Source organism: Actinoplanes sp. NPDC020271 (assembly GCF_044388125.1).
Lineage (GTDB): Bacteria > Actinomycetota > Actinomycetes > Mycobacteriales > Micromonosporaceae > Actinoplanes.
The window spans coordinates 375362-393917 of the sequence record NZ_JBIRWQ010000007.1 but is presented as its reverse complement, the minus strand read 5'-3'; the positions used below and the strand labels follow the sequence as shown (position 1 = coordinate 393917).

General features: G+C 71.0%; 15 protein-coding genes and 1 riboswitch. Of the genes, 10 read left to right on the top strand and 5 right to left on the bottom strand.

Annotation, left to right across the window (positions count from 1 at the left end; genetic code table 11):
• Positions 1–93 precede the first annotated feature (93 nt).
• Positions 94–1317, bottom strand: coding sequence for a DUF4032 domain-containing protein (locus ACH442_RS19225; RefSeq protein WP_396339360.1), 1224 nt, complete (start codon positions 1315–1317; stop codon positions 94–96).
• A 90-nt stretch (positions 1318–1407) separates the two neighbouring features.
• On the opposite strand from ACH442_RS19225, the gene ACH442_RS19220 reads away from it, so the two are divergent.
• Both ACH442_RS19220 and ACH442_RS19215 read left to right on the top strand, forming a co-directional pair.
• Complete coding sequence (locus tag ACH442_RS19220; RefSeq protein ID WP_396339359.1) at positions 1408–2775, top strand: trypsin-like serine peptidase; 1368 nt, start codon at positions 1408–1410, stop codon at positions 2773–2775.
• Between the two features lie 9 nt (positions 2776–2784).
• Positions 2785–3474 carry a phosphatase PAP2 family protein gene (locus tag ACH442_RS19215; protein WP_396339358.1) on the top strand — a complete coding sequence of 230 codons (690 nt, stop codon included), beginning with the start codon at positions 2785–2787 and terminating at the stop codon, positions 3472–3474.
• A 269-nt stretch (positions 3475–3743) separates the two neighbouring features.
• Here the strand turns inward: ACH442_RS19215 and nagA are convergent, their stop codons facing one another.
• From nagA to ACH442_RS19200, 3 genes are read right to left on the bottom strand one after another with little or no spacing between them, the layout of a single operon-like run.
• Positions 3744–4829, bottom strand: a complete 1086-nt coding sequence (gene nagA, locus ACH442_RS19210) for an N-acetylglucosamine-6-phosphate deacetylase (protein ID WP_396339357.1) — start codon at positions 4827–4829, stop codon at positions 3744–3746.
• Entirely contained in the window at positions 4826–5785 is a 960-nt protein-coding gene (locus tag ACH442_RS19205) for an ROK family protein (RefSeq protein WP_396339356.1), read from the bottom strand. The genes nagA and ACH442_RS19205 overlap by 4 nt, the downstream gene beginning before the upstream one ends.
• The gene (locus ACH442_RS19200; RefSeq protein ID WP_396339355.1) at positions 5782–6717 is read right to left on the bottom strand and encodes an SIS domain-containing protein; all 936 of its coding nucleotides are present in this window, start codon (positions 6715–6717) and stop codon (positions 5782–5784) included. The genes ACH442_RS19205 and ACH442_RS19200 overlap by 4 nt, the downstream gene beginning before the upstream one ends.
• Positions 6718–6894: 177 nt before the next feature.
• On the opposite strand from ACH442_RS19200, the gene ACH442_RS19195 reads away from it, so the two are divergent.
• From ACH442_RS19195 to ACH442_RS19180, 4 genes are all read left to right on the top strand, one after another.
• Positions 6895–7680 carry a DeoR/GlpR family DNA-binding transcription regulator gene (locus tag ACH442_RS19195; RefSeq protein ID WP_396339387.1) on the top strand — a complete coding sequence of 262 codons (786 nt, stop codon included), beginning with the start codon at positions 6895–6897 and terminating at the stop codon, positions 7678–7680.
• A gap of 63 nt (positions 7681–7743) precedes the next feature.
• Positions 7744–8721, top strand: coding sequence for an ABC transporter ATP-binding protein (locus ACH442_RS19190; RefSeq protein ID WP_396339354.1), 978 nt, complete (start codon positions 7744–7746; stop codon positions 8719–8721).
• On the top strand, positions 8718–9716 hold the full coding sequence (locus ACH442_RS19185; protein WP_396339353.1) for an ABC transporter permease subunit: 999 nt from the start codon (positions 8718–8720) through the stop codon (positions 9714–9716). The genes ACH442_RS19190 and ACH442_RS19185 overlap by 4 nt, the downstream gene beginning before the upstream one ends.
• Before the next feature lie 92 nt (positions 9717–9808).
• On the top strand, positions 9809–10144 hold the full coding sequence (locus tag ACH442_RS19180; RefSeq protein ID WP_396339352.1) for a DUF3263 domain-containing protein: 336 nt from the start codon (positions 9809–9811) through the stop codon (positions 10142–10144).
• Here ACH442_RS19180 and ACH442_RS19175 read toward each other — a convergent pair.
• Entirely contained in the window at positions 10141–12351 is a 2211-nt protein-coding gene (locus tag ACH442_RS19175; RefSeq protein ID WP_396339351.1) for an AAA family ATPase, read from the bottom strand. The two genes, ACH442_RS19180 and ACH442_RS19175, sit on opposite strands and share 4 nt — an antisense overlap.
• A gap of 101 nt (positions 12352–12452) precedes the next feature.
• Between ACH442_RS19175 and ACH442_RS19170 the strand changes: the two genes are divergently transcribed.
• The 4 genes from ACH442_RS19170 to thrC all read left to right on the top strand — a co-directional run bounded on the left by ACH442_RS19170 (position 12453) and on the right by thrC (position 18448).
• A complete protein-coding gene (locus tag ACH442_RS19170; RefSeq protein WP_396339350.1) occupies positions 12453–13052 on the top strand; it encodes a hypothetical protein in 600 nt (199 codons plus the stop codon).
• 47 nt (positions 13053–13099) lie between these two features.
• On the top strand, positions 13100–15805 hold the full coding sequence (locus ACH442_RS19165) for an alpha/beta fold hydrolase (protein ID WP_396339349.1): 2706 nt from the start codon (positions 13100–13102) through the stop codon (positions 15803–15805).
• On the top strand, positions 15802–16707 hold the full coding sequence (locus tag ACH442_RS19160) for an ABC transporter permease (RefSeq protein ID WP_396339348.1): 906 nt from the start codon (positions 15802–15804) through the stop codon (positions 16705–16707). Before ACH442_RS19165 ends, ACH442_RS19160 begins: the two co-directional genes overlap by 4 nt.
• A gap of 313 nt (positions 16708–17020) precedes the next feature.
• Positions 17021–17153, top strand: a riboswitch (SAM riboswitch).
• A gap of 11 nt (positions 17154–17164) precedes the next feature.
• A complete protein-coding gene (gene thrC, locus ACH442_RS19155; protein ID WP_396339347.1) occupies positions 17165–18448 on the top strand; it encodes a threonine synthase in 1284 nt (427 codons plus the stop codon).
• The last annotated feature ends 108 nt before the right edge of the window (positions 18449–18556 follow it).

Genomic DNA, 18556 nt, shown 5'->3' with positions numbered 1-18556 from the left:
CAATCTCGCCCGCCGGCTGACGGACGAAAACACCCCAACCTGGCGAGACCCTCAAATCGCATAACACCACAAAATACGTTAATCAGACGTCCTCTAAGGCATCAGTGCCGAGTCCAGCTCGTCCGCCTCGACGCCCAGCACCGCCTGCTCGTCCGGCTTGTTGACCAGCACGTCGGTCAGGTAGGACTGCACGGCCGGACCCATGCCCACGTCCTTCCCGGCCTGCTCGGAGAGCAGCCACTTGTGCTGGATGATCTGCGAGAAGATCTCCTGTGGCTCCAGTTTCCGCCGCAGGTTCGCCGGGACGGCCCGGACCACCGGCTCGAACACCTCGGTCAGCCAGCGGTGCGCCGCCTGCTGCTCGTCGGTCAGGGCACTTTCCGCCCGGTACGTGTCCAGGTCGTTGAGCAGCTGCCGGGCCTGGTTCTCCTCGGCGTCCAGCCCGGTCAGGCGCATCAGGCGACGGGTGTGATAGCCCGCGTCGACCACCTTCGGCCGCACCCGATAGCCGTCGTCCACCGTGGACATGGACACCTCGGCGACGTCGAACCCCATCTCGTTGAGCCGCCGGATCCGCCGCTCGATGTGGTGCCGCGCGTCCTTGGCGACCTCCTGCTCGTAGGTCACCTCGTGCCACAGCCGCTCGTAGCGCGCGACGATGTCGTCGACCACCGTCTCCGGGTCGATCGACTCGTGCAGCAGCTCGGCGGCCTGCAGGTCCAGGCACTCGCCGAAGATGTTGAGCCGGAGGATCTCGATGTCCTCGCTGCGCTGCCCCTCGGACAGCTTCGGGTAGAGGTTGCCGGTCTCGGCGTCGACCAGGTAGGCCGCGAACGCGCCCGCGTCCCGCCGGAACAGCGTGTTGGAGAGCGAGCAGTCACCCCAGGAGAAGCCGGTCAGGTGCATCCGCACGACCAGCGCGGCCAGGGCGTCGAGCAGCCGGTTCATCGTCTCCGGGCGCAGCACGCGGGAGAAGAGCGCGCGGTAGGGCAGGGAGAACTGCAGGTGCCGGGTGACCAGCACGGTCTCCAGCGGCTCACCCTCCGGGGTCTGCCGGTCGGTGGCGATCGCGATCGCCTGCACGGCCGGGAAGTCGATCCGCTCCAGGGCGCGGAGCAGGTCGTACTCCTTCTCGGCGATGCGCTCGCGGGTCTCCTTCATCGCGTAGACGACATCGTTGAGCTTTACGAACCGGACGACGTGCCGCGAAATGCCCTGCGGGAGGGCGACCAGGTGATCGGCCGGCCACTCCTCCAGCGGCACGTGCCACGGCAGGTCCAGCAGCGCGGGGTCGATGAGAGCGGAGGTGATGCGCACGCTCCAAGTGTGCCAAGTCCGGTTCCGCGTCGCGCTCGTACGTGGCTCGTTACACAGGAGCGAAACGGCTGACAACGGACCGGGAGTGGCATGCGACGCAAGACAGGGATCGTCGTCGGAGCGTGCGCCGCGCTCGTGCTGGCCGGGGTGGCCGGGGCGGTGACGGCGAGGCGCGGGAGCGATGTTCCGGTCGGGACCTGGCACTCGGCGCCGGGGGTGCCGCACACTCAGGTGGCGGCGCAGGGCCCGCTTCCCGTCGCGTCTCCTTCTCGCGTGCTGAAGAAGCCCGGCGCCGTGCGGACTCCCGACGTCAAAGCGGACAAATCACCCTCCTCGGAGCCGAGTGCGACGGCGAACCCCGGGCGCGTCCTGGAGAAAGCGGCCGCCCCCGGCCGCCAGCGCGTCGGCGAATTGCTGCACGTCAGCAACCTCATCGGCTACCTCGCCGGGCCGCCCCGGCAGACCTTCGAGTACCCCGGCGCTTCGTACGTCAAAGTGCACTTCTCCCGGATGGCGATGCTCCCCGGCGACTACCTGACCGTCTCCAGCCCGGATCGGACCGAGTCGTACCGCTACGATCCCGGCACCGAGGACAAATGGGCCATGTCGATCACCGGTGACACCGCCGTGGTCGAGGTGCACCGGGCCATCGACCCGCTCGGCCTGCGCTCCGCGCTCGAAGGGCTCGGCGTGCGGGTCGACTCGGTGGCGCGGGGGTTCAGTCGTACCGAGCAAGCTCGGGTCCCTGAGGAAACGCCGGTGCGCCCGGGACGGACGGGACGCGAAGAGTCCGTCTGCGGACCGGACACCTCCACCGACGCGGTCTGCTACCAGTCCGCCGACCCGGTCGCCTACGTCAAGTCGAAGGCGATCGCCCGCCTGCTGATCAACGGGACCGAGCTCTGCACCGGCTGGCGGGTCGGCCCGAAGAACCGGATGCTGACCAACAATCACTGCCTGACCACCTCGGAAGAGGCCTACGACACCGAGGTCTGGTTCAACTACCAGTGCGCCAAGTGCGGTGGCTACGACGTCTTCAAGCCGACCAAGGTCTGGGGTGACCAGGTTCTCTCCACCGACCACCTGCTCGACTACACGCTGTTCAGCGTCGACGGCTTCGCCTCGGTCGAGAAGTTCGGCTACCTCACGCTGGACACCGCGCGGCCGGCCAAGGGCACCGAGCTCTACGTGCCGCAGCACCCGGCCGGCGAACCGACCCGGATCGCCGGCGCCAAGGGGGAAAAAGCCGGCAACTGCGCGGTCGACAACGCCGACTACACCGGTTACGCCGCGCACTCCGACGTCTCCTACTTCTGCGACACCGCGGGCGGCTCGTCCGGCTCGCCCGTGCTGTCCCGCAAGACCAACAGAGTGGTGGCGTTGCACCACTTCGGCGGCTGTCCCAACTCCGGGGTGCGAGGCGACCTGCTGGCGGCGAAGGTGAAGTCGTTCCTTTAACGTTTACCGGTGATCGAACGCCGCACTCCCGCCTGGTGGCCTGACCTCCTGCTGCTCGCGGCGTTCGTGGCGCTCACCGTCGCGCTCGTCCAGGGCCACCTGCTGACACTCGACCAGCGGGTGGCCGACTGGGCGCTCGATCACCAGCCGCGGGTGCCGTACTGGACGGCCCGCGTCCTCAACTACCTCGGCCAGGGCGGTCAGGTGCTGACCCCGGCCGGTCTGCTCCTGAGCGGCTGGCTCTACTACCGGACACGATCGGTGCGCGCGGTCCTCCCCTTCGCCGCCGCCTATGTCGTGACATACCTGACAATCGGCCCGATGAAGCTCTATTTCGACCGCGCCGCACCCCGATACCCAGGCCCGTTCAAGACAGCGATGTTCAACCCCGTGGCCAGCGGGGACGAAAGCCGCAGCTTCCCGTCGGGGCACATGGGCAACTCGCTGGTCTGGTACGCCGTATTCGGAATCCTGATCGCCGCCCTGCTCCGCCGCACGCTGACCCGCTGGGAGTTCTTCGCCATCCGTGTACTCCCGGTCACGATCGTCTTCGTCACCACGGTCTACACCGGCTTCCACTGGCTCACCGACTCGGTCGCCGGCCTGCTCCTCGGCTTGTTGCTGGCCCGCCTCGTCGAGCGCATTCCCTGGGACGCCATCCCGCTGCCGCGACGTCGCTGGACCGGTCCGGCTTTCTGAACCCCCATCTCGTACGCCCGTAGTCCACGCCCCTGGCACTCCCCGCGACCTCCGCTTCGCCCCAGGCCGACCTCGCGCGCCCGCCACCCCGGTCAGCGCTCCGCGCCCCCGCCCCACCGTCACGCGACCGCACCCGGTGCTCAGCCTCGCAGCGCGCCTCGTTCTCCCGGCCGGCGCTCAGGGGTGCTTCGAGATTCTTGAAACAGCGCTGAGCGCCGGCCGCCGGTCGTGGGCCGGCGCTCAGCGCTGTGCTCGGGTGCCGGGGTGGGTCAGCCGCCGGAGCGGAGGACCTGTTCGAGGGTGAGGTCCGGGGCCAGGACGACGATGTCGGCGCGCAGGCCGGGGGCCAGGGCGCCGCGGTCGGTCAGGCCGAGCAGCCGGGCCGGTGTGGTCGACGACATCGCGACCGCCTCGGTCAGGGTCAGTCCGGCGGCGACCGCGTTGCGGAAGGCCACGTCCATGGTCAGGGTGCTTCCGGCGATCGAGCCGCCTTCGGCGAGCCGGGCCACGCGATCGGCCACGACGACCGCCTGACCGCCGAGCTCGTAGGAGCCGTCCGGCATTCCGGCCGCGTCCATCGCGTCGGTGACCAGGATCGCGCGTTCCGGTCCGGCGCTACGGGCGGCGTACGTGAGCATTCCGGGGTGCAGGTGGATGTTGTCGGCGATCAGTTCGACGGTGGCCGTGGAGGCGAGCAGGCCGACGACCGGGCCGGGTTCACGGTGGTGGACGGGGCGCATGCCGTTGAACAGGTGGGTGGCCACGGACGCGCCCGCGTCGACTCCGGCGTGGGTCTGCTCGTAGGTGGCGTCGGTGTGGCCGACGGCGGCGAGGACACCGGCGTCGCGCAGGTGGGTGATCGCCGTGAGGGCGCCGTCGAGTTCGGGGGCGACGGTCATCATCCGTACCGCGCCCTCGCCGATCTTGATGACCTCGGTGATCTCCGAGAGGTTCGGGTCGCGCAGGAACAGCGGGTTCTGCGCGCCGCACCGGACCGCGGAGAGGTACGGCCCCTCGAAGTGGATCCCGGCGATCACGCCTTCGTCGACGAGCGGCTTGTAGGCCAGCGTCGCCGAGCGCATCAGCTCGAACGGGGAGCTGACCAGGCTGGCCAGCATGGTCGTGGTCCCGTGGGCCAGGTGGAACGCGGCCGCGCCCCGAGCGGCGGACGGGTCGCCGGTGGTGAACGTGTGACCACCACCGCCGTGACAGTGCAGATCCACGAAACCGGGCACGATGACGTCGTCACCGGCGGTGTCGTCGGGGACGATCGCCTCGATGGCCGTACCGGAGAAGTGAATGTGACCTTGAATGACGCCACCCGGGGTGACGATCCGGCCGGAGAGGGAGGTCATGCGGGGTTTCCCAGCGAGTCGAGGGCGAGCAGTGCGGCGCCCAGGCAGCCGGCGACGTCGCCCAGCTCGGCCCGGACGATGTCGGGGGTGCGGTGGAACGTGACCCGCTTGGCGAATGCGTCCCGGACCGGCACGAGCAGCCCGTCCCCGGCCTCGGCCAGGCCGCCGCCGAGCACGACCACGCCGACGTCGAAGAGCGCCTGCGCGGTGAGCAGTCCGTCGGCGAGCGCCTCGACCGCGTCGTGCCAGACCCGGGTGGCCAGTTCCTCACCGGCGGCGGCGCGGGTGGCGACGTCGTACGCGGTCGCGCCCGCCTGCCCGGAGAGCTCGGCGTAACGCCGCCCGACCGCGCGGGCCGACGCCTCGGTCTCCAGGCAGCCGCGCGAGCCGCAGCCGCACGGGATGCCGCCGGGCCGGACGATGACGTGCCCGATCTCGCCCGCGGCGCCGTGCGCCCCGGGGTATCCGGCGCCGTCGACGACGAGCCCGCCGGCGATGCCCGTGCCGATCGCGACGAAGAGCACGTGGCGACGACCGCGTCCGGCGCCGAGACGCGCCTCGGCGAGGGCGCCGGCGCGGACGTCGTGACCGAGCGCGGCCGGCAGCCCGAGACGTCGGCCGGCCAGGTCACGCAGGGGCACGTCACGGAAACCGACGTTCGCCGCCCAGACGGCCACGCCGGTGACCTCGTCGACCACGCCGGGAACCGCGATACCGACCGCGACCGGGGTGAGCCCGTCGGCGCGGGCCTTGGCGGCCAGCCCTTCGGCGATCTCCAGGATGTTCTCGGTGAGGGCCGCGCCGCCGCGCTCGGCGTGGGTGGGGTGGCGTTCCTGGTGGTGCACGACGCCGTCCGGGCGGACCAGGGCGCATTTCATCCCGGTGCCCCCGACGTCGAGGGCGACGACGACGGTGTCTCCGGTCGGGCTTTCGTCCGCGGGGCTGCGATCGGTCACGACTGTGATTCGGGCAGCACGATCGACCGGGTCAGGCCACTGGGGTTGTCCGGGTCGAGGCCCTGGGTGGTGGCGAGCAGCACAGCCACCCGCTGCGCCAGGACCAGGTCGGCCATCGGGTCGAGCGGGGCGCGGCCACCGACCCAGCGGCCCAGCGAGGCGTACCCGCCGTGGTGGCGGCTGTGCACGAACGCCGCGCCGCGCGCCTCCACCTCGTCGGCGAGCCCGGCCGGGACCTCGCCGAACGCCCACACCACGCGGCGCGGGCCGGCGATCGAGATCGGGCCGTGCCGGTAGTCCATGGCCGGGTACGACTCGGTCCAGAACCCGGCGGTCTCCCGGCACTTGAGGGCGGCCTCCTCGGCCAGGCCCACGGTCCAGCCCCGGCCCAGGAACGTGATCTGGTCGGTGAGCGCCGGATGCACCGGCAGCGGCAGGCGGACGGCCACCTCGGCGTCCATCGCGGCGGCGTCGATGTCATGGCCCAGGTGCGCGCGGAGCAGGGCGAGCACGCTGGTGGCGAAGCGGGTCTGGACGACCGACCGCTCGTCCGCGAAGTCCAGCACGATCGCGTCGCCGGCGATGTCCACGGCCGGCTGGGCCGGGTCCGCGGTGATCACGGTGACCGGGGTGTTCTGCCCGACCGTGCGCATCACCTCGAGCGTCTCGGTGGTGGTGCCGGAGCGGGTGATCGCGACGAGCCGGTCGTAGCGCCGCCCGTACGGGAAGTCGGAGGCCTGGAACGCGTCGGTCTCGCCGTGCTCGGCCTGTTCGCGCAGCACCGCGTACGACTTCGCCATGAACCAGGAGGTGCCGCAGCCGACGACGGCGACCCGCTCGCCCCGGGCCGGCAGCCCCGGCGATCCGGCCAGTTTCGCAGCCTGCCGCCAGCAGTCCGGCTGGCTGGCGATCTCCGCCTTAACGTGCGTCATGGCTCATCCTCACCGGTTGTGCTGCGCATTTACGCTCGGTAGCCGGGTATTTCGCGCGTTATTGTGCTCATGACGCCGCCGCCGGGGCAAGTACCGCGCACGGGCACTCTTTGCTTCGCGGGCTTTCGAGCACTAATGTGCACACACTTATCATGGAACGTGCATCGGGGAGTCTGGGTGGACCGGTACGCGCGGTGGAATGCCCTGCTGGAGCTGCTCACGGAGAGCGGCCGGGTGACCGTCGAGGAGGCCGCTGAGCGCCTCGACGTCTCGCAGGCGACCATCCGGCGCGACTTCGACCAGCTCGCACAGCAGCAGATGATCACCCGTACGCGCGGGGGTGCGGTCGCCAACGGCGTGTCGTACGACCTGCCGCTGCGCTACAAGAGCGCCAAGCACTCGGCCGAGAAACAGCGCATCGGCGAGGCCGCCGCCCGCCTGGTCACCCCCGGCACGGTCGTCGGCCTCAACGGCGGCACCACGATCACCGAGGTCGCCCGCGCCCTGGCCGTCCGCCCCGACCTGAACGCCGGCGGCGAGGGCTCCCAGCTGACCGTCGTCACCAACGCCCTGAACATCGCGAACGAGCTGCTCGTCCGCTCCCGGATGAAGATCGTGGTGGCCGGCGGCGTGGTCCGCCCACAGTCGTTCGAGGTGGTCGGGCCGCTCGGCGGGGCGCTGCTCAAGGAGGTCACGCTCGACATCGCGCTGCTCGGCGTCGACGCCCTCGACGTGGAACTCGGCGCGGCCTCCCACCACGAGGGCGAGGCCGCCATGAACAGCCTGATGGTCGCCCGGGCCAAGCGGGTGGTGGTGATCGCCGACTCGTCCAAGCTGGGCAGTCACGCGTTCGCCCGGATCTGCCCGATCACCGGGATCGAGACCCTGGTGACCGACTCCGGGGCGTCCCCGTCGACCGTTGCCGCGTTCCGCGAGGCCGGCGTCGAGGTCATCGTCGCCTGAGCCCGGTGTCATGGGGTCCGCGCTGACCTCCCGGGATTGGCACTGATCACTTAAGGTGCGGCGATGACCGCCGTACTCGAGATATCAGGGCTGCGGAAGACCTATCGCAGCCGCAAGGGTGTCCGGAAGGCGCTGGACGGCTTCGACATGGTGGTGGAGGCCGGCCAGGTGCACGGCTTCCTCGGCCCGAACGGATCGGGCAAGACCACCACCCTGCGTACGCTGCTCGGCCTGATCAAGCCGAACGACGGCCGCATGGCGATCCTCGGCCAGCCCGTCCCGCAGCACCTGCCGCAGGTCGCCGGCCAGGTCGGGGCCATCGTGGAGAGTCCGCAGTTCTTCGGGAACTTCTCCGCCGAGACGACCCTGTCGCTGCTGGCCGATGCCGGGGGCGTGCACAAGCTCCGGGTGCCGGCGGTGCTCGAACTGGTCGGGCTGCGGGATCGGGCCAAGGAGCGGGTCAAGACGTACTCGCTCGGCATGAAACAGCGGCTCGCGGTGGCGTCCGCACTGCTCAAGGAGCCGAAGCTGCTGATCCTGGACGAGCCGGCGAACGGGCTCGACCCGGGCGGCATCCGGGAGATGCGCACGCTCATGCGGGATCTGTCCGACTCCGGGATGACCGTGCTGCTGTCCAGCCACATCCTCGGCGAGATCCAGCTGATCTGCGACTCGGTGACGATCATCTCGGCCGGTCGGCGGGTGGCCGCCGGGTCGGTTTCCGAGGTGCTGGCCAGCCACACCTCCTCGACAGTGCGGGTGCGCCTGGAGCCGGGCGTCGACCTGTTCGGCGCCGCGGAGCTGCTGCGGGGCGCCGGAGCCGCGATCACGATGGAGAAGGACCACTTCACCGTGGGGAACGCGAGCAACCCGGCCCAGATCACGAAGCTGCTTGCCGAGAAGCAGATCTACGTCTCCGAGCTGACCCCGGTCTCGGCCGATCTCGAGGACGTGTTCCTGGAGCTCACCGGCACCGCCCCGGTCGACGGAGCGAACCGGCAGGTCGATCAGGTCGTCGCGAAGGGCGGGTGGGGTCAGTGAGCCTGTTCCGGGCGGAGACCCGCCGGCTGTCGAAGCGCCGTTTCACCAGGTCCTTCGTGATCATCGCGCTGGTGGTGCTCGGCCTGATCGCGGGCGGCACGGCCTACACGCACGAGAAGACCACAGCGCAGACCCGCGCGGCCGCCGAGGCCGCCGCCGATCAGGACTACCAGGAGCAGCTCCGGTATGCCGAGCAGGCGCGCGTGAACTGCAAGAAGAACCCGGCGGACTTCGGCGGGGACTGCGACAGCATCACCGGGCCGGCCCGCGAGGACATCTCCTCCGACCAGTTCCTGACGCCGCAGTTCAACTTCCGCCAGGACTTCCCGGCGATGGTGATCGCCTGGGCGGCGCTGCTCGCCCTGGTCGCGTTCGTGATCGGCGCGTCCTTCGTGGGCGCCGAGTGGAACAGCGGCGGCATGATGAACCTGCTGCTCTGGCGGCCGCAACGGCTGCGAGTGCTGTCGACCAAGCTGTCCGCCCTGCTGACCTGGCTGTTCGGCTTGAGTGTGGTCACCGGAGCGGTCTGGACCGGGCTGTTCTGGCTCATCGCGACGCTGCGCGGGACGACCGAGGAGATGACCCCGGGCGCCTGGCAGTCGCTCGGCCTGACCGGGCTGCGCGGCCTGGGCCTGGTGCTGGTGGCCGGCATGATCGGATTCGGCGTGGCGTCGATCGGGCGGCACACCGCGGCGGCGCTGGGCGCGGCGATCGGCGTGATCGTGATCTTCCAGTTCGGCCTGGCCATCGTGTTGGAGCTGGCCCAGGCCCGGTTCTACGATGCGTATCTCCTGCCGGCCTGGATCGGTGCCTGGATGGCCAAGTCCTACGAGATCACCGACTACAACGCGCCGTGTGACTTCTCCGCCACTCAGGGGTGTGAGCAGCCGACGTTGACCATCACCTGGGAGATGGCGGGAAGCCTGTTCGCCGCGGTGTCAATCATCATTGTGGGTGTCGCAATGTGGACGATCCGTAGGCGAGACATCACCTGAGGTAGCGTACGCGGGGATCGCCGGCGGCCATTATGCTGGTGATCTCCGCGTAAATATCTGCAGCGACCGATGTCCTTCGTCAGGGGAGTGCCATGCAACCCGCCGCCGAACCGGCCGGTGACCAGCCGGTCGAGGAGCAGCAGCACATCCCCGCGCCCCGCGTCCCGGAGCCTTCGCCCGAGCCGGCCGCGGAAGCGCCCGCACTCACCGAACGCGAAGAGCAGATCCTCGCGTTCGAGGCGAAGTGGTGGAAACATGCCGGCGCCAAGGAGCAGGCCATCAAGGATGCGTTCGGGCTCTCCTCGACTCGGTACTACCAGCTCCTCAACGCCCTGCTCGACAACCCGCTGGCCCTGGAGCACGACCCCGTGCTGATCGGCCGCCTGCGGCGACTGCGATCGACCCGGGCGCGCACTCGCCGCCGTTAGGCCTGGCGTTTTTCGGCGTACGTCTCCAACCACGCGACCTGCGCGGCGTCGAGTGACGGGCGGATGCGTCTGCGGGCGGCATTCACGTTCGCCAGGGTGACCGTGGAAGCCTCCAGCGAATCGCGCATCGCGGCCAGCGCCGACTCCCGCACCAGGGCCGCGCAGTCCGCTGCCGAGAAACCGTCCAACTCCTGCCCGAGCGCGTCCAAGTCCACCGCCTCGTCCAGCGGCACCGCCCGTGCCGACGCCCGCAGGATCGCGGCGCGCGCCGGCCCGTCCGGCGGCGGCACGTAGACCAGGCGCTCCAACCGGCCGGGCCGCAGCAGCGCCGGGTCGATCAGATCCGGGCGGTTCGTCGCCCCGATCACCACCACGTTGCGCAGATCCTCCACCCCGTCCAGTTCGGTGAGCAGCGCCGCGACCACCCGGTCGGTGACCCCGCCGTCGGTGCCCTGACCGCGGGCCGGGGCGAGCGCGTCCACCTCGTCGAGGAAGACCAGGGTCGGCGCGGCCTCCCGGGCCCGGCGGAACAGTTCCCGCACCGCCCGCTCGCTGTCGCCGACCCACTTGCTGAGCAGCTCGGCGCCCTTGACCGAGAGCACGTTCGCCTTGCCGGTGCCGGCGATCGCCTTCACCAGGTACGTCTTCCCGCAGCCGGGCGGACCGTAGAGCAGCACCCCGCGCGGCGGGGAGACGCCGAGCCGGGCGAACGTGTCCGGATAGTTCAGCGGCCACAGCACCGACTCGGTCAGCACCTCCTTGACCTCGGCCATGTCGCCGACGTCGTCCAGCGTGACCGCGGCCACCTCCAGGGTGGACTCGGCCATCGAGGTGGGGCGGACCACGTCCAGCGCGACCTCGAAGTCGGCCATCGTCACCGACGGCGCCTCCGACTCCTTCTGCCGCAGCGCGGCCCGCACCCCGGCCTCCCGCACCAGCGCCCGCAGGTCGGCCGCCACGAACCCGGGGGTACGGCCGGCCACGTCCTCCAGCTGGACGTCGTCGGCCCGCTCCATCCGGCGTGTCAGCACCTGCAGCTGCTCGTGGCGCATCGCGGCGTCCGGCAGCGGCACGGTGATCTGCACGGCCAGCTGGTTCGGCGCGCGCAGCGACGGGTCGACCGACTCCGGCTTCCCGGTGGTGCAGACGATCGCCACGCCACGGCCGATCGCCTCGCCCAGCAGCTGACGGAACACGATCGAGATCGGGCCCGGCTCCTCCCTCGGCGTGAGCGCCTCCACGTCCGAGATCAGCAGCACCTCGGGGCGGTCACCGCGCAACTCGGCGATCATCGCGCGCAGCCGCCGGGCGGCCGCGTCGTCGGTGAGCGCCGCCAGCTCCGGCCCCCACACCGAGTGCACGATCGCGCCGACCTTGGCCCCGACCGCCCGGACCAGGTCGGACTTGCCGGACCCGGACGGGCCGCAGAGCAGGACTCCGAGGCTGACCTTGGTGTCCAGCTTCCGCAGCACCTCCTTGTGGTTGAAGCCGAGGTCGAGCAGCTCCTCCAGCTCCTTGGCCTGCGCGCGCAGACCGGGCAGGTCGTCGACGCTCGGCGTCAGCTCCTCGTCGGTGACCCCGGCGGTCTCCGTGGCCGGGGCGACCCGCACCACGACCGGGCCGGCCGGGGTCGCCGACGGGCCGTCCTGCCAGCCGACCACGGTGTCCATGGTGACCAGGGCCGCGTCGGTGTCCTCAACGGCGACGACGGTGAGCAGGGCGCTGGTCCACGCATACCCCACCCGGTTCGACAGACTGCGCCGGGCCGCCTCGACCAGCAGCCGGTGCCCGAGCTCCGGCAGCACGTCCTGCGGCAGCAGCGACACGTCGTCACCGGCGCTGACCACCTTGCCCAGCAGCGCCAGGCGCAGCATCTCCGGGGTGACCACGGCGACGATCTCCGGCGGACCGGACAGGGTCACCCGCCGCGCCCCGGTCAGCGGGATCGGCGTGATCGTGACCTGGCCGCCGTCGCGCATGCCGAGGTTGCCGAGGGTGAGGTCGTCGGCGTAGAGCAGCGCCCGGCTGGCGCCGGACTCGGCCCGGGCCACGATCCCGGCGGTCACCCGGGTGCCGGTCAGCCGTACCGGATCGCCCTGGTTGAGGCCCAGGGCGGCGATCACCTCCGGGTGCAGGCGGACGATGCCGCGCCGGGCGTCGAGGGCCGCGGGCCGCAAAGTCACGGTCAGCGTGAGATCATCTGCCACCGCGGATGCCTCCGATTGATCGTCTGGGGCTGTGGTCGTCAACGCTATCCGCCGAGGGGAAGCTCAGCCGCCCCTTGGCAACGGGGAGAAGAACTGTGTCCATGAAACGCCGTCTGGCCGTACTGACCGCCGTGACGCTCGCCGCCGCCCTGGCCGGCTGCAGCGACGACCCGAAGGACGACAAGCTGCCGCAGGCGCAGGCGACCGCCGCGCCGTCCCCGTCGACCGAGGTGAGCGTCGACGCGGAGCACCCCCTGCCGAGTGCGCCGGGCGCGTCCGGGAGCTCGGACGCGAAAGCGGTCGCCGCTGACGGCATCGGGCCGTTCGCGGTCGGCGTGACCCGGGCCGACCTCGAGGCGGACGGCCTGATCGAGTCGGTCAAGGACTCCGGTGGCGGCTGCGCCACCGCGACCGGGACCACCGTCTTCAACCCGCCGACGCTGATCTTCTCCCAGGGCAAGCTGACGCAGCTGCGGGTGACCAGCGGCGACGGCTTCGGGATCGGCAAGAGCCTGGCCGAAGTGCAGGCCGCCTACCCCGGTGGCAGCGCGGTCACCGGCCTCGGCGGGGCGACCGGCTACTCCGTCCCGTCCGGTACGAACGCGCTGCTCTTCGAGCTCAAGGCGGACAAGGTCACCGCGCTGTCCGCGGGCGTCGCCACCACCGTGACGAAGGTGTTCACCACCGGTCAGGGTTGCTGAGCCGCTTCACAGGTCGTGCTCAGGCGCGCCCGGATAGGTTGGGCCGCATGTCTGCGTTACCCCGGGTGACCCGGCGCCGGGCGGTCACCGCCGCGGTGGCGCTCGTGCTGATCGCTGCCGCGACCATCTACGCCGTGCTGCCCGAGCGGGCCGCCTGGACGGCTCAGGACCTGCGGATCACCGTCCGCTCCGGCCCCGCCGACGACCAACCGGCCGACCTCGACGCGCGTTTCCTGTTGCCGCGGGAGCGCTCCGGCAAGGTGCCCGCCGTGCTGCTCGCACACGGGTTCGGCGGCTCCAAGGACTCGGTCCGCTCCGACGCGGAGTCGCTCGCCGCCCGGGGTTACGCGGTGCTCACCTGGACCGCGCAGGGCTTCGGCGCCAGCACCGGCCAGATCCACCTGGACAGTCCGGACTACGAGGTCAAGGACGCCCAGCGCCTGCTCGACTGGCTGGCCCAGCGTCCCGAGGTGCAGACCGACGCCGCCGGTGACCCGCGCGTCGGCGTGGTCGGCGGCTCCTACGGCGGTGCGCTCGCCCTGCTCCTGGCCGGGCAGGATCAGCGGGTCGACGCGATCGTCCCGTCGATCACCTGGAACGACCTGAGCCGCGCCTTCCTGCCGCAGGCCGCGTCGACCAGCGCGACCGGCGTGTTCAAGAAGGGCTGGGCCGGGGTCTTCTTCGGTTCCAGCTCCGGCGGGGACAACCCGGCCTGCGGGCGCTTCGCCGCCGACGTGTGCGCCGCCTACCTGTCGATGGCCACCACCGGCAGCGCCGACCAGTCCGCCCTCGACCTGCTGCGCCGGTCCAGCCCGGCGACCGTGCTCGACCGGATCAAGGCGCCGTCGCTGCTGATCCAGGGCGCGGTCGACACGCTCTTCCCGCTCTCCGAGGCGGACTACAACGCCAAGGGGATCGCGGCCACCGGCACGCCGGTCAAGGTCGCGTGGTTCACCGGCGGCCACGACGGCGGCGCCGGCCCCGGCTCGGATCAGGACCGGGTCAAGTTCCTCACCGCGCAGTGGCTCGACCACTACCTCAGGGGCGAGGGCGCCGCACCCGGCGACGACTTCACCTGGTCGCGGGTGGCCGGCTTCAGCGCGCTCGACCGGGATCTGGTGACGAACGGGTACTCGACGCCGGCGTACCCGGGGATCACCGGCAGCGGCAGCACCCAGGTGGCCGTCACCGGCGAGGCACAGGCGATCGCCAACCCGCCGAACGGCAACCCCGGCGCCATCTCGTCGCTGCCCGGCCTCGGCAGCCGCCTCTCCTCGCTGCTCAGCGGTAACGTCGCCACCGATCTGCCGGGCCAGCACGCCACGTTCGCGACCGCGCCGCTGACCAGCGCGATCGACGTGGCCGGCGCGCCCACGCTGCGGTTGCGGGCGGCGTCACCGACCGGCGAGGCGGTGCTCTTCGTCAAGCTCTACGACGTCGACCAGGGCGGCACACCGACGCTGAGCGCGGGGCTGGTCGCCCCGGTCCGGCTCACCGGCCTGCCCACCGACCTCGCCGCGGCGCAGCCGGTGACCGTGACGCTGCCGGCGATCGTCCGGCGGCTCGAGGCCGGCCACACCCTGCAGGTCGTCGTCGCCTCCTCCGACCAGGCGTTCCTCACGCCGGCCGCCCCGGCCACCTACACCGTCGCGGTCGACGGGCAGGTGACGCTGCCGACCCTGGCGGGCACGCCCATCGCGTCGCCGGCGGCAATCTACTGGTACGCCCTGGGCGCGCTGATCGCGCTGGTGCTCCTGGGTCTCGCGGTCCTGCTGCTGATCCGCCGCGCGCGCCGCCGACGGCGGGTCACCACCGTGAACGCCGAACTCGCGGACACGCCGCTGGTCGTCAGTGGGCTGCGCAAGGCGTACAAGGACGGGTTCGTCGCCGTGGAGGAGATCGGCTTCACCGTCGAGCGCGGTCAGGTCGTCGGCCTGCTCGGGCCGAACGGGGCCGGCAAGACCACCACGCTGCGGGTGCTGATGGGGCTGACCACGCCGACCGCGGGAGAGATCCACGTGTTCGGGCACCGGCTGGTCCCCGGCGCGCAGATCCTGTCCCGGGTCGGCGCGCTCGTCGAAGGCCCCGGCTTCCTGCCGCACCTGACCGGGCATCAGAACCTGGAGGCGTACTGGCGGGCCACCGGCCGTCCGTGGGAGGACGCCCGCTTCGACGAGGCCCTGGAGATCGCGGGCCTGGGCGCGTCGGTGCACCGGAAGACGAAGAACTACAGCCACGGCATGCGGCAACGACTCGCCATCGCCCAGGCCATGCTCGGCCTGCCCGAGCTGCTGGTGCTCGACGAGCCGACGGACGGGCTGGACCCGCCGCAGATCGCCGAGATGCGCCGGGTGCTGCAGCGGTACGCCACCGACGGGCGCGCCGTGCTCGTCTCCAGCCACCTGCTGGCCGAGGTGGAACAGACCTGCACGCATGCCGTCGTGGTGAACAAGGGCCGGATCGTGGCCTCCGGTCCGGTCGAGGACATCGTCGGCGAGTCGCCGTCGGTCGCCATCGACGTCACCGACGTCCCGGCGGCCACCGAGATCCTCACCGGCCTGGGCGTCCGCTCGGTCACCGCGGACGGCCCGTCCGGCCTGATCGTGGACATGAACGGCACGCCGCGGGCCGAGGTGGTCGCGTCCCTGGTTCGCGGCGGGGTCGGCGTCGACCGGGTGGCCCCGCGCCGCCGCCTGGAGGACGCGTTCCTGGCCCTGGTCGGCGACAACTCCCGGGGAAGTGGAGACCGATGAGCGAGCTCACGAGCGATTCCGTGACGGCAGTCCCCGGCTCGAGAGCTTCGGCCGCGACGGGCTACCGGCCGTCGCGCACGCTGCCGATCGTCGCCGAGATCCGCCGGCAGGCATCCCGGCGGCGTACCCAGCTGGCGCTCGGTTTCATGGTGCTGCTGCCCTTGATCATCCTGGTGGCGTTCGAGTTCGGCGGCGGGAACGGCGACGACGACAACAACGGCGGAGGCGCGTTCAGCAGCCTGGTCGACCTGGCCACCTCCGGCGGGCTGAACTTCGCCCTGTTCTGCCTCGCCGTCTCGGCCGGCTTCCTGCTGGTGGTGGTCTTCGCGCTCTTCGCCGGGGACACCGTGGCCAGCGAGGCGAGCTGGGGGAGCCTGCGCTACCTGCTGGCGATCCCGGTCCCGCGGGCGCGGCTGCTCGCGGTCAAGCTGATCGTCGCGCTGGGATACTCGTTCCTCGCCCTGTTCCTGCTGGCCGGCACCGGTCTGCTGGTCGGAACCCTGCGGTACGGCTGGCATCCGCTCGGCAGCACCGTCGCGGCGCAGATCCCGCCTGGCCAGGGCGTGCTGCGGCTGCTCGGCATCCTCGCCTACCTGGCGGTGATCCTGCTGGTCGTGGCCGGGTTGGCGTTCCTGCTCTCGGTGCTCACCGACGCCGCCCTGGGCGCGGTCGGCGGCGCCGTCCTGCTCTGGATCCTGTCCAGCATCCTTGACCAGATCACCGCGCTCGGCTCGATCCGCAACGCGCTGCCCACGCACTACAGCGACGCGTGGTTGGGCCTGCTCTCCACCCCGGTCCAGACCGAGGACCTGGCGAAGGGGGCCATTTCCGCGATCATCTACGCGGTCGTGTTCTGGGGTGCGGCGTTCGTCCGCTTCACCCGCAAGGACGTCACCTCCTGACCGACCCGTCCGCGAGCCCGGGCGGGACTCTGCGGCCGGCGAGGGCTGTCGACGGGTTTGTGCTCTGACCTCGGCCCGCCACGGAGGTCGCCCTGGAGGGCTGAGCGTTCTGGGCGCCCCGCGCCCTGCTCGGCCCGGAAGGGTCCCCGCGGGAGCGGCGGAGGGCGACCACGGCGGACGTAGGACATGAAGGTCTTGAACGTGATCTTCGAAGGGTTGAGCCGGACCGGCCGATGAAGGAGGTCGCTCACACATCGGGAACTCACTGGGGAGATACCGAAGTCTCGTCGTAAGCTTCGGGAAACAACTGAATACCTCATCCAGAGGGGCAGAGGGAACGGCCCTGTGAAGCCCCGGCAACCACCGCACATGTCTCGATGACGAGGCCGCATGCGGCAGGTGCTAATTCCGTCCCCGCGGCAGGTCGCCGCCGGGAAAGATGAGAGGGAAGGCCTCGATGACGTCTACCGTCAGTGCACCTGCTGCTATCACCACCTCGCCCGCCCGTGGCCTGATCTGCCGCGCGTGCAGTGCCGAATATCCGCTGGCCGCGCAGCATGCCTGTTACGAGTGTTTCGGCCCACTCGAGGTGGCCTACGACGAGGCCGCTCTCGCGCGGGTGACCCGGGCTCAGATCGAGGCGGGCCCGCAGAACATCTGGCGCTACGCGGCGCTGCTGCCGGCGGGGCAGGACCCGGCGACCCGGGTGACTCTCGACCCGGGCCTGACGCCGCTGGTCAGCGCCCCGCAGCTGGCCGCCGAGCTGGGCATCACCGGCCAGCTCTGGATCAAGGACGACTCGCAGAACCCGACGCACTCGTTCAAGGACCGGGTCGTGTCGGTGGCACTGACCGCGGCGAAGGAGCTGGGCTTCACCCGGTTCTCGTGCGCGTCGACCGGCAACCTGGCGAACTCGGTGGCGGCCCACGCGGCCCGGGCCGGGGTGCCGAGCATCGTGTTCATCCCGTCCGACCTGGAGCAGGGCAAGGTCGTCACCACCGCGGTCTACGGCGGTGAGCTGGTCGCGATCGAGGGCTCCTACGACGACGTGAACCGGCTCTGCAGCGAGCTGGTCGAGACGGACGAGTTCGAGGACACCGCGTTCGTGAACGTGAACGTCCGCCCGTTCTACGCCGAGGGCTCGAAGACGCTGGGCTACGAGGTGGCCGAGCAGCTCGGCTGGCGGATCCCGGCGCAGGTGGTCATCCCGATGGCTTCCGGTGAGCTGCTCACCAAGGTGGACAAGGCGTTCAGCGAGCTGGTCGAGATCGGACTGGCCGAGGCGCCGGAGGGCGGCTGGACGGTGTTCGGCGCGCAGTCGGCCGGGTGCAACCCGATCGCGGAGGCGCTGCACAACGACACCGACGTGATCACCCCGGTGAAGCCGACCGGCATCGCGAAGTCGCTGAACATCGGTGACCCGGCCGCGGGGCCGTATGCGATCGAGGCGGTCCGCCGGACGGGCGGCTGGATGGACTACGCGAACGACGAGGAGATTCGCGAGGGCATCAAGCTGCTGGCCCGGACCACCGGCGTGTTCGCCGAGACGGCCGGCGGCACCACCGTCGCGGTGCTGAGGAAGCTGGTCGAGAGCGGCAAGCTGGACCCGGCGAAGGAGACTGTCGTCTACAACACCGGCGAGGGCCTGAAGACGCTGGACGCGATCGCCGCCGAGGTCGGGCCGACCCATCGGATCAAGCCGTCCCTCAAGGGTGCTCGCGAGGCCGGCCTGCTGGGATAACTGTCGGTAACCGGACATCTGCCGGTTGTCGAATATTCCTTCCTCCGAGGACTTGCGCGCCGATCTCCGGATCGGCAGGATGCTTGTCGCGGGAGGACGCGACGCCGT

What these genes read in the sequence shown, in the direction of transcription:
- ACH442_RS19220 (WP_396339359.1), top strand. Translation starts at nt 1,408, where the DNA reads ATGCGACGCAAGACAGGGATCGTCGTCGGAGCGTGCGCCGCGCTCGTG.
- nagA (WP_396339357.1), bottom strand. Translation starts at nt 4,829, where the DNA reads ATGACCTCCCTCTCCGGCCGGATCGTCACCCCGGGTGGCGTCATTCAA.
- ACH442_RS19200 (WP_396339355.1), bottom strand. Translation starts at nt 6,717, where the DNA reads ATGACGCACGTTAAGGCGGAGATCGCCAGCCAGCCGGACTGCTGGCGG.
- ACH442_RS19190 (WP_396339354.1), top strand. Translation starts at nt 7,744, where the DNA reads ATGACCGCCGTACTCGAGATATCAGGGCTGCGGAAGACCTATCGCAGC.
- ACH442_RS19180 (WP_396339352.1), top strand. Translation starts at nt 9,809, where the DNA reads ATGCAACCCGCCGCCGAACCGGCCGGTGACCAGCCGGTCGAGGAGCAG.
- ACH442_RS19170 (WP_396339350.1), top strand. Translation starts at nt 12,453, where the DNA reads ATGAAACGCCGTCTGGCCGTACTGACCGCCGTGACGCTCGCCGCCGCC.
- ACH442_RS19165 (WP_396339349.1), top strand. Translation starts at nt 13,100, where the DNA reads ATGTCTGCGTTACCCCGGGTGACCCGGCGCCGGGCGGTCACCGCCGCG.
- ACH442_RS19160 (WP_396339348.1), top strand. Translation starts at nt 15,802, where the DNA reads ATGAGCGAGCTCACGAGCGATTCCGTGACGGCAGTCCCCGGCTCGAGA.
- thrC (WP_396339347.1), top strand. Translation starts at nt 17,165, where the DNA reads ATGACGTCTACCGTCAGTGCACCTGCTGCTATCACCACCTCGCCCGCC.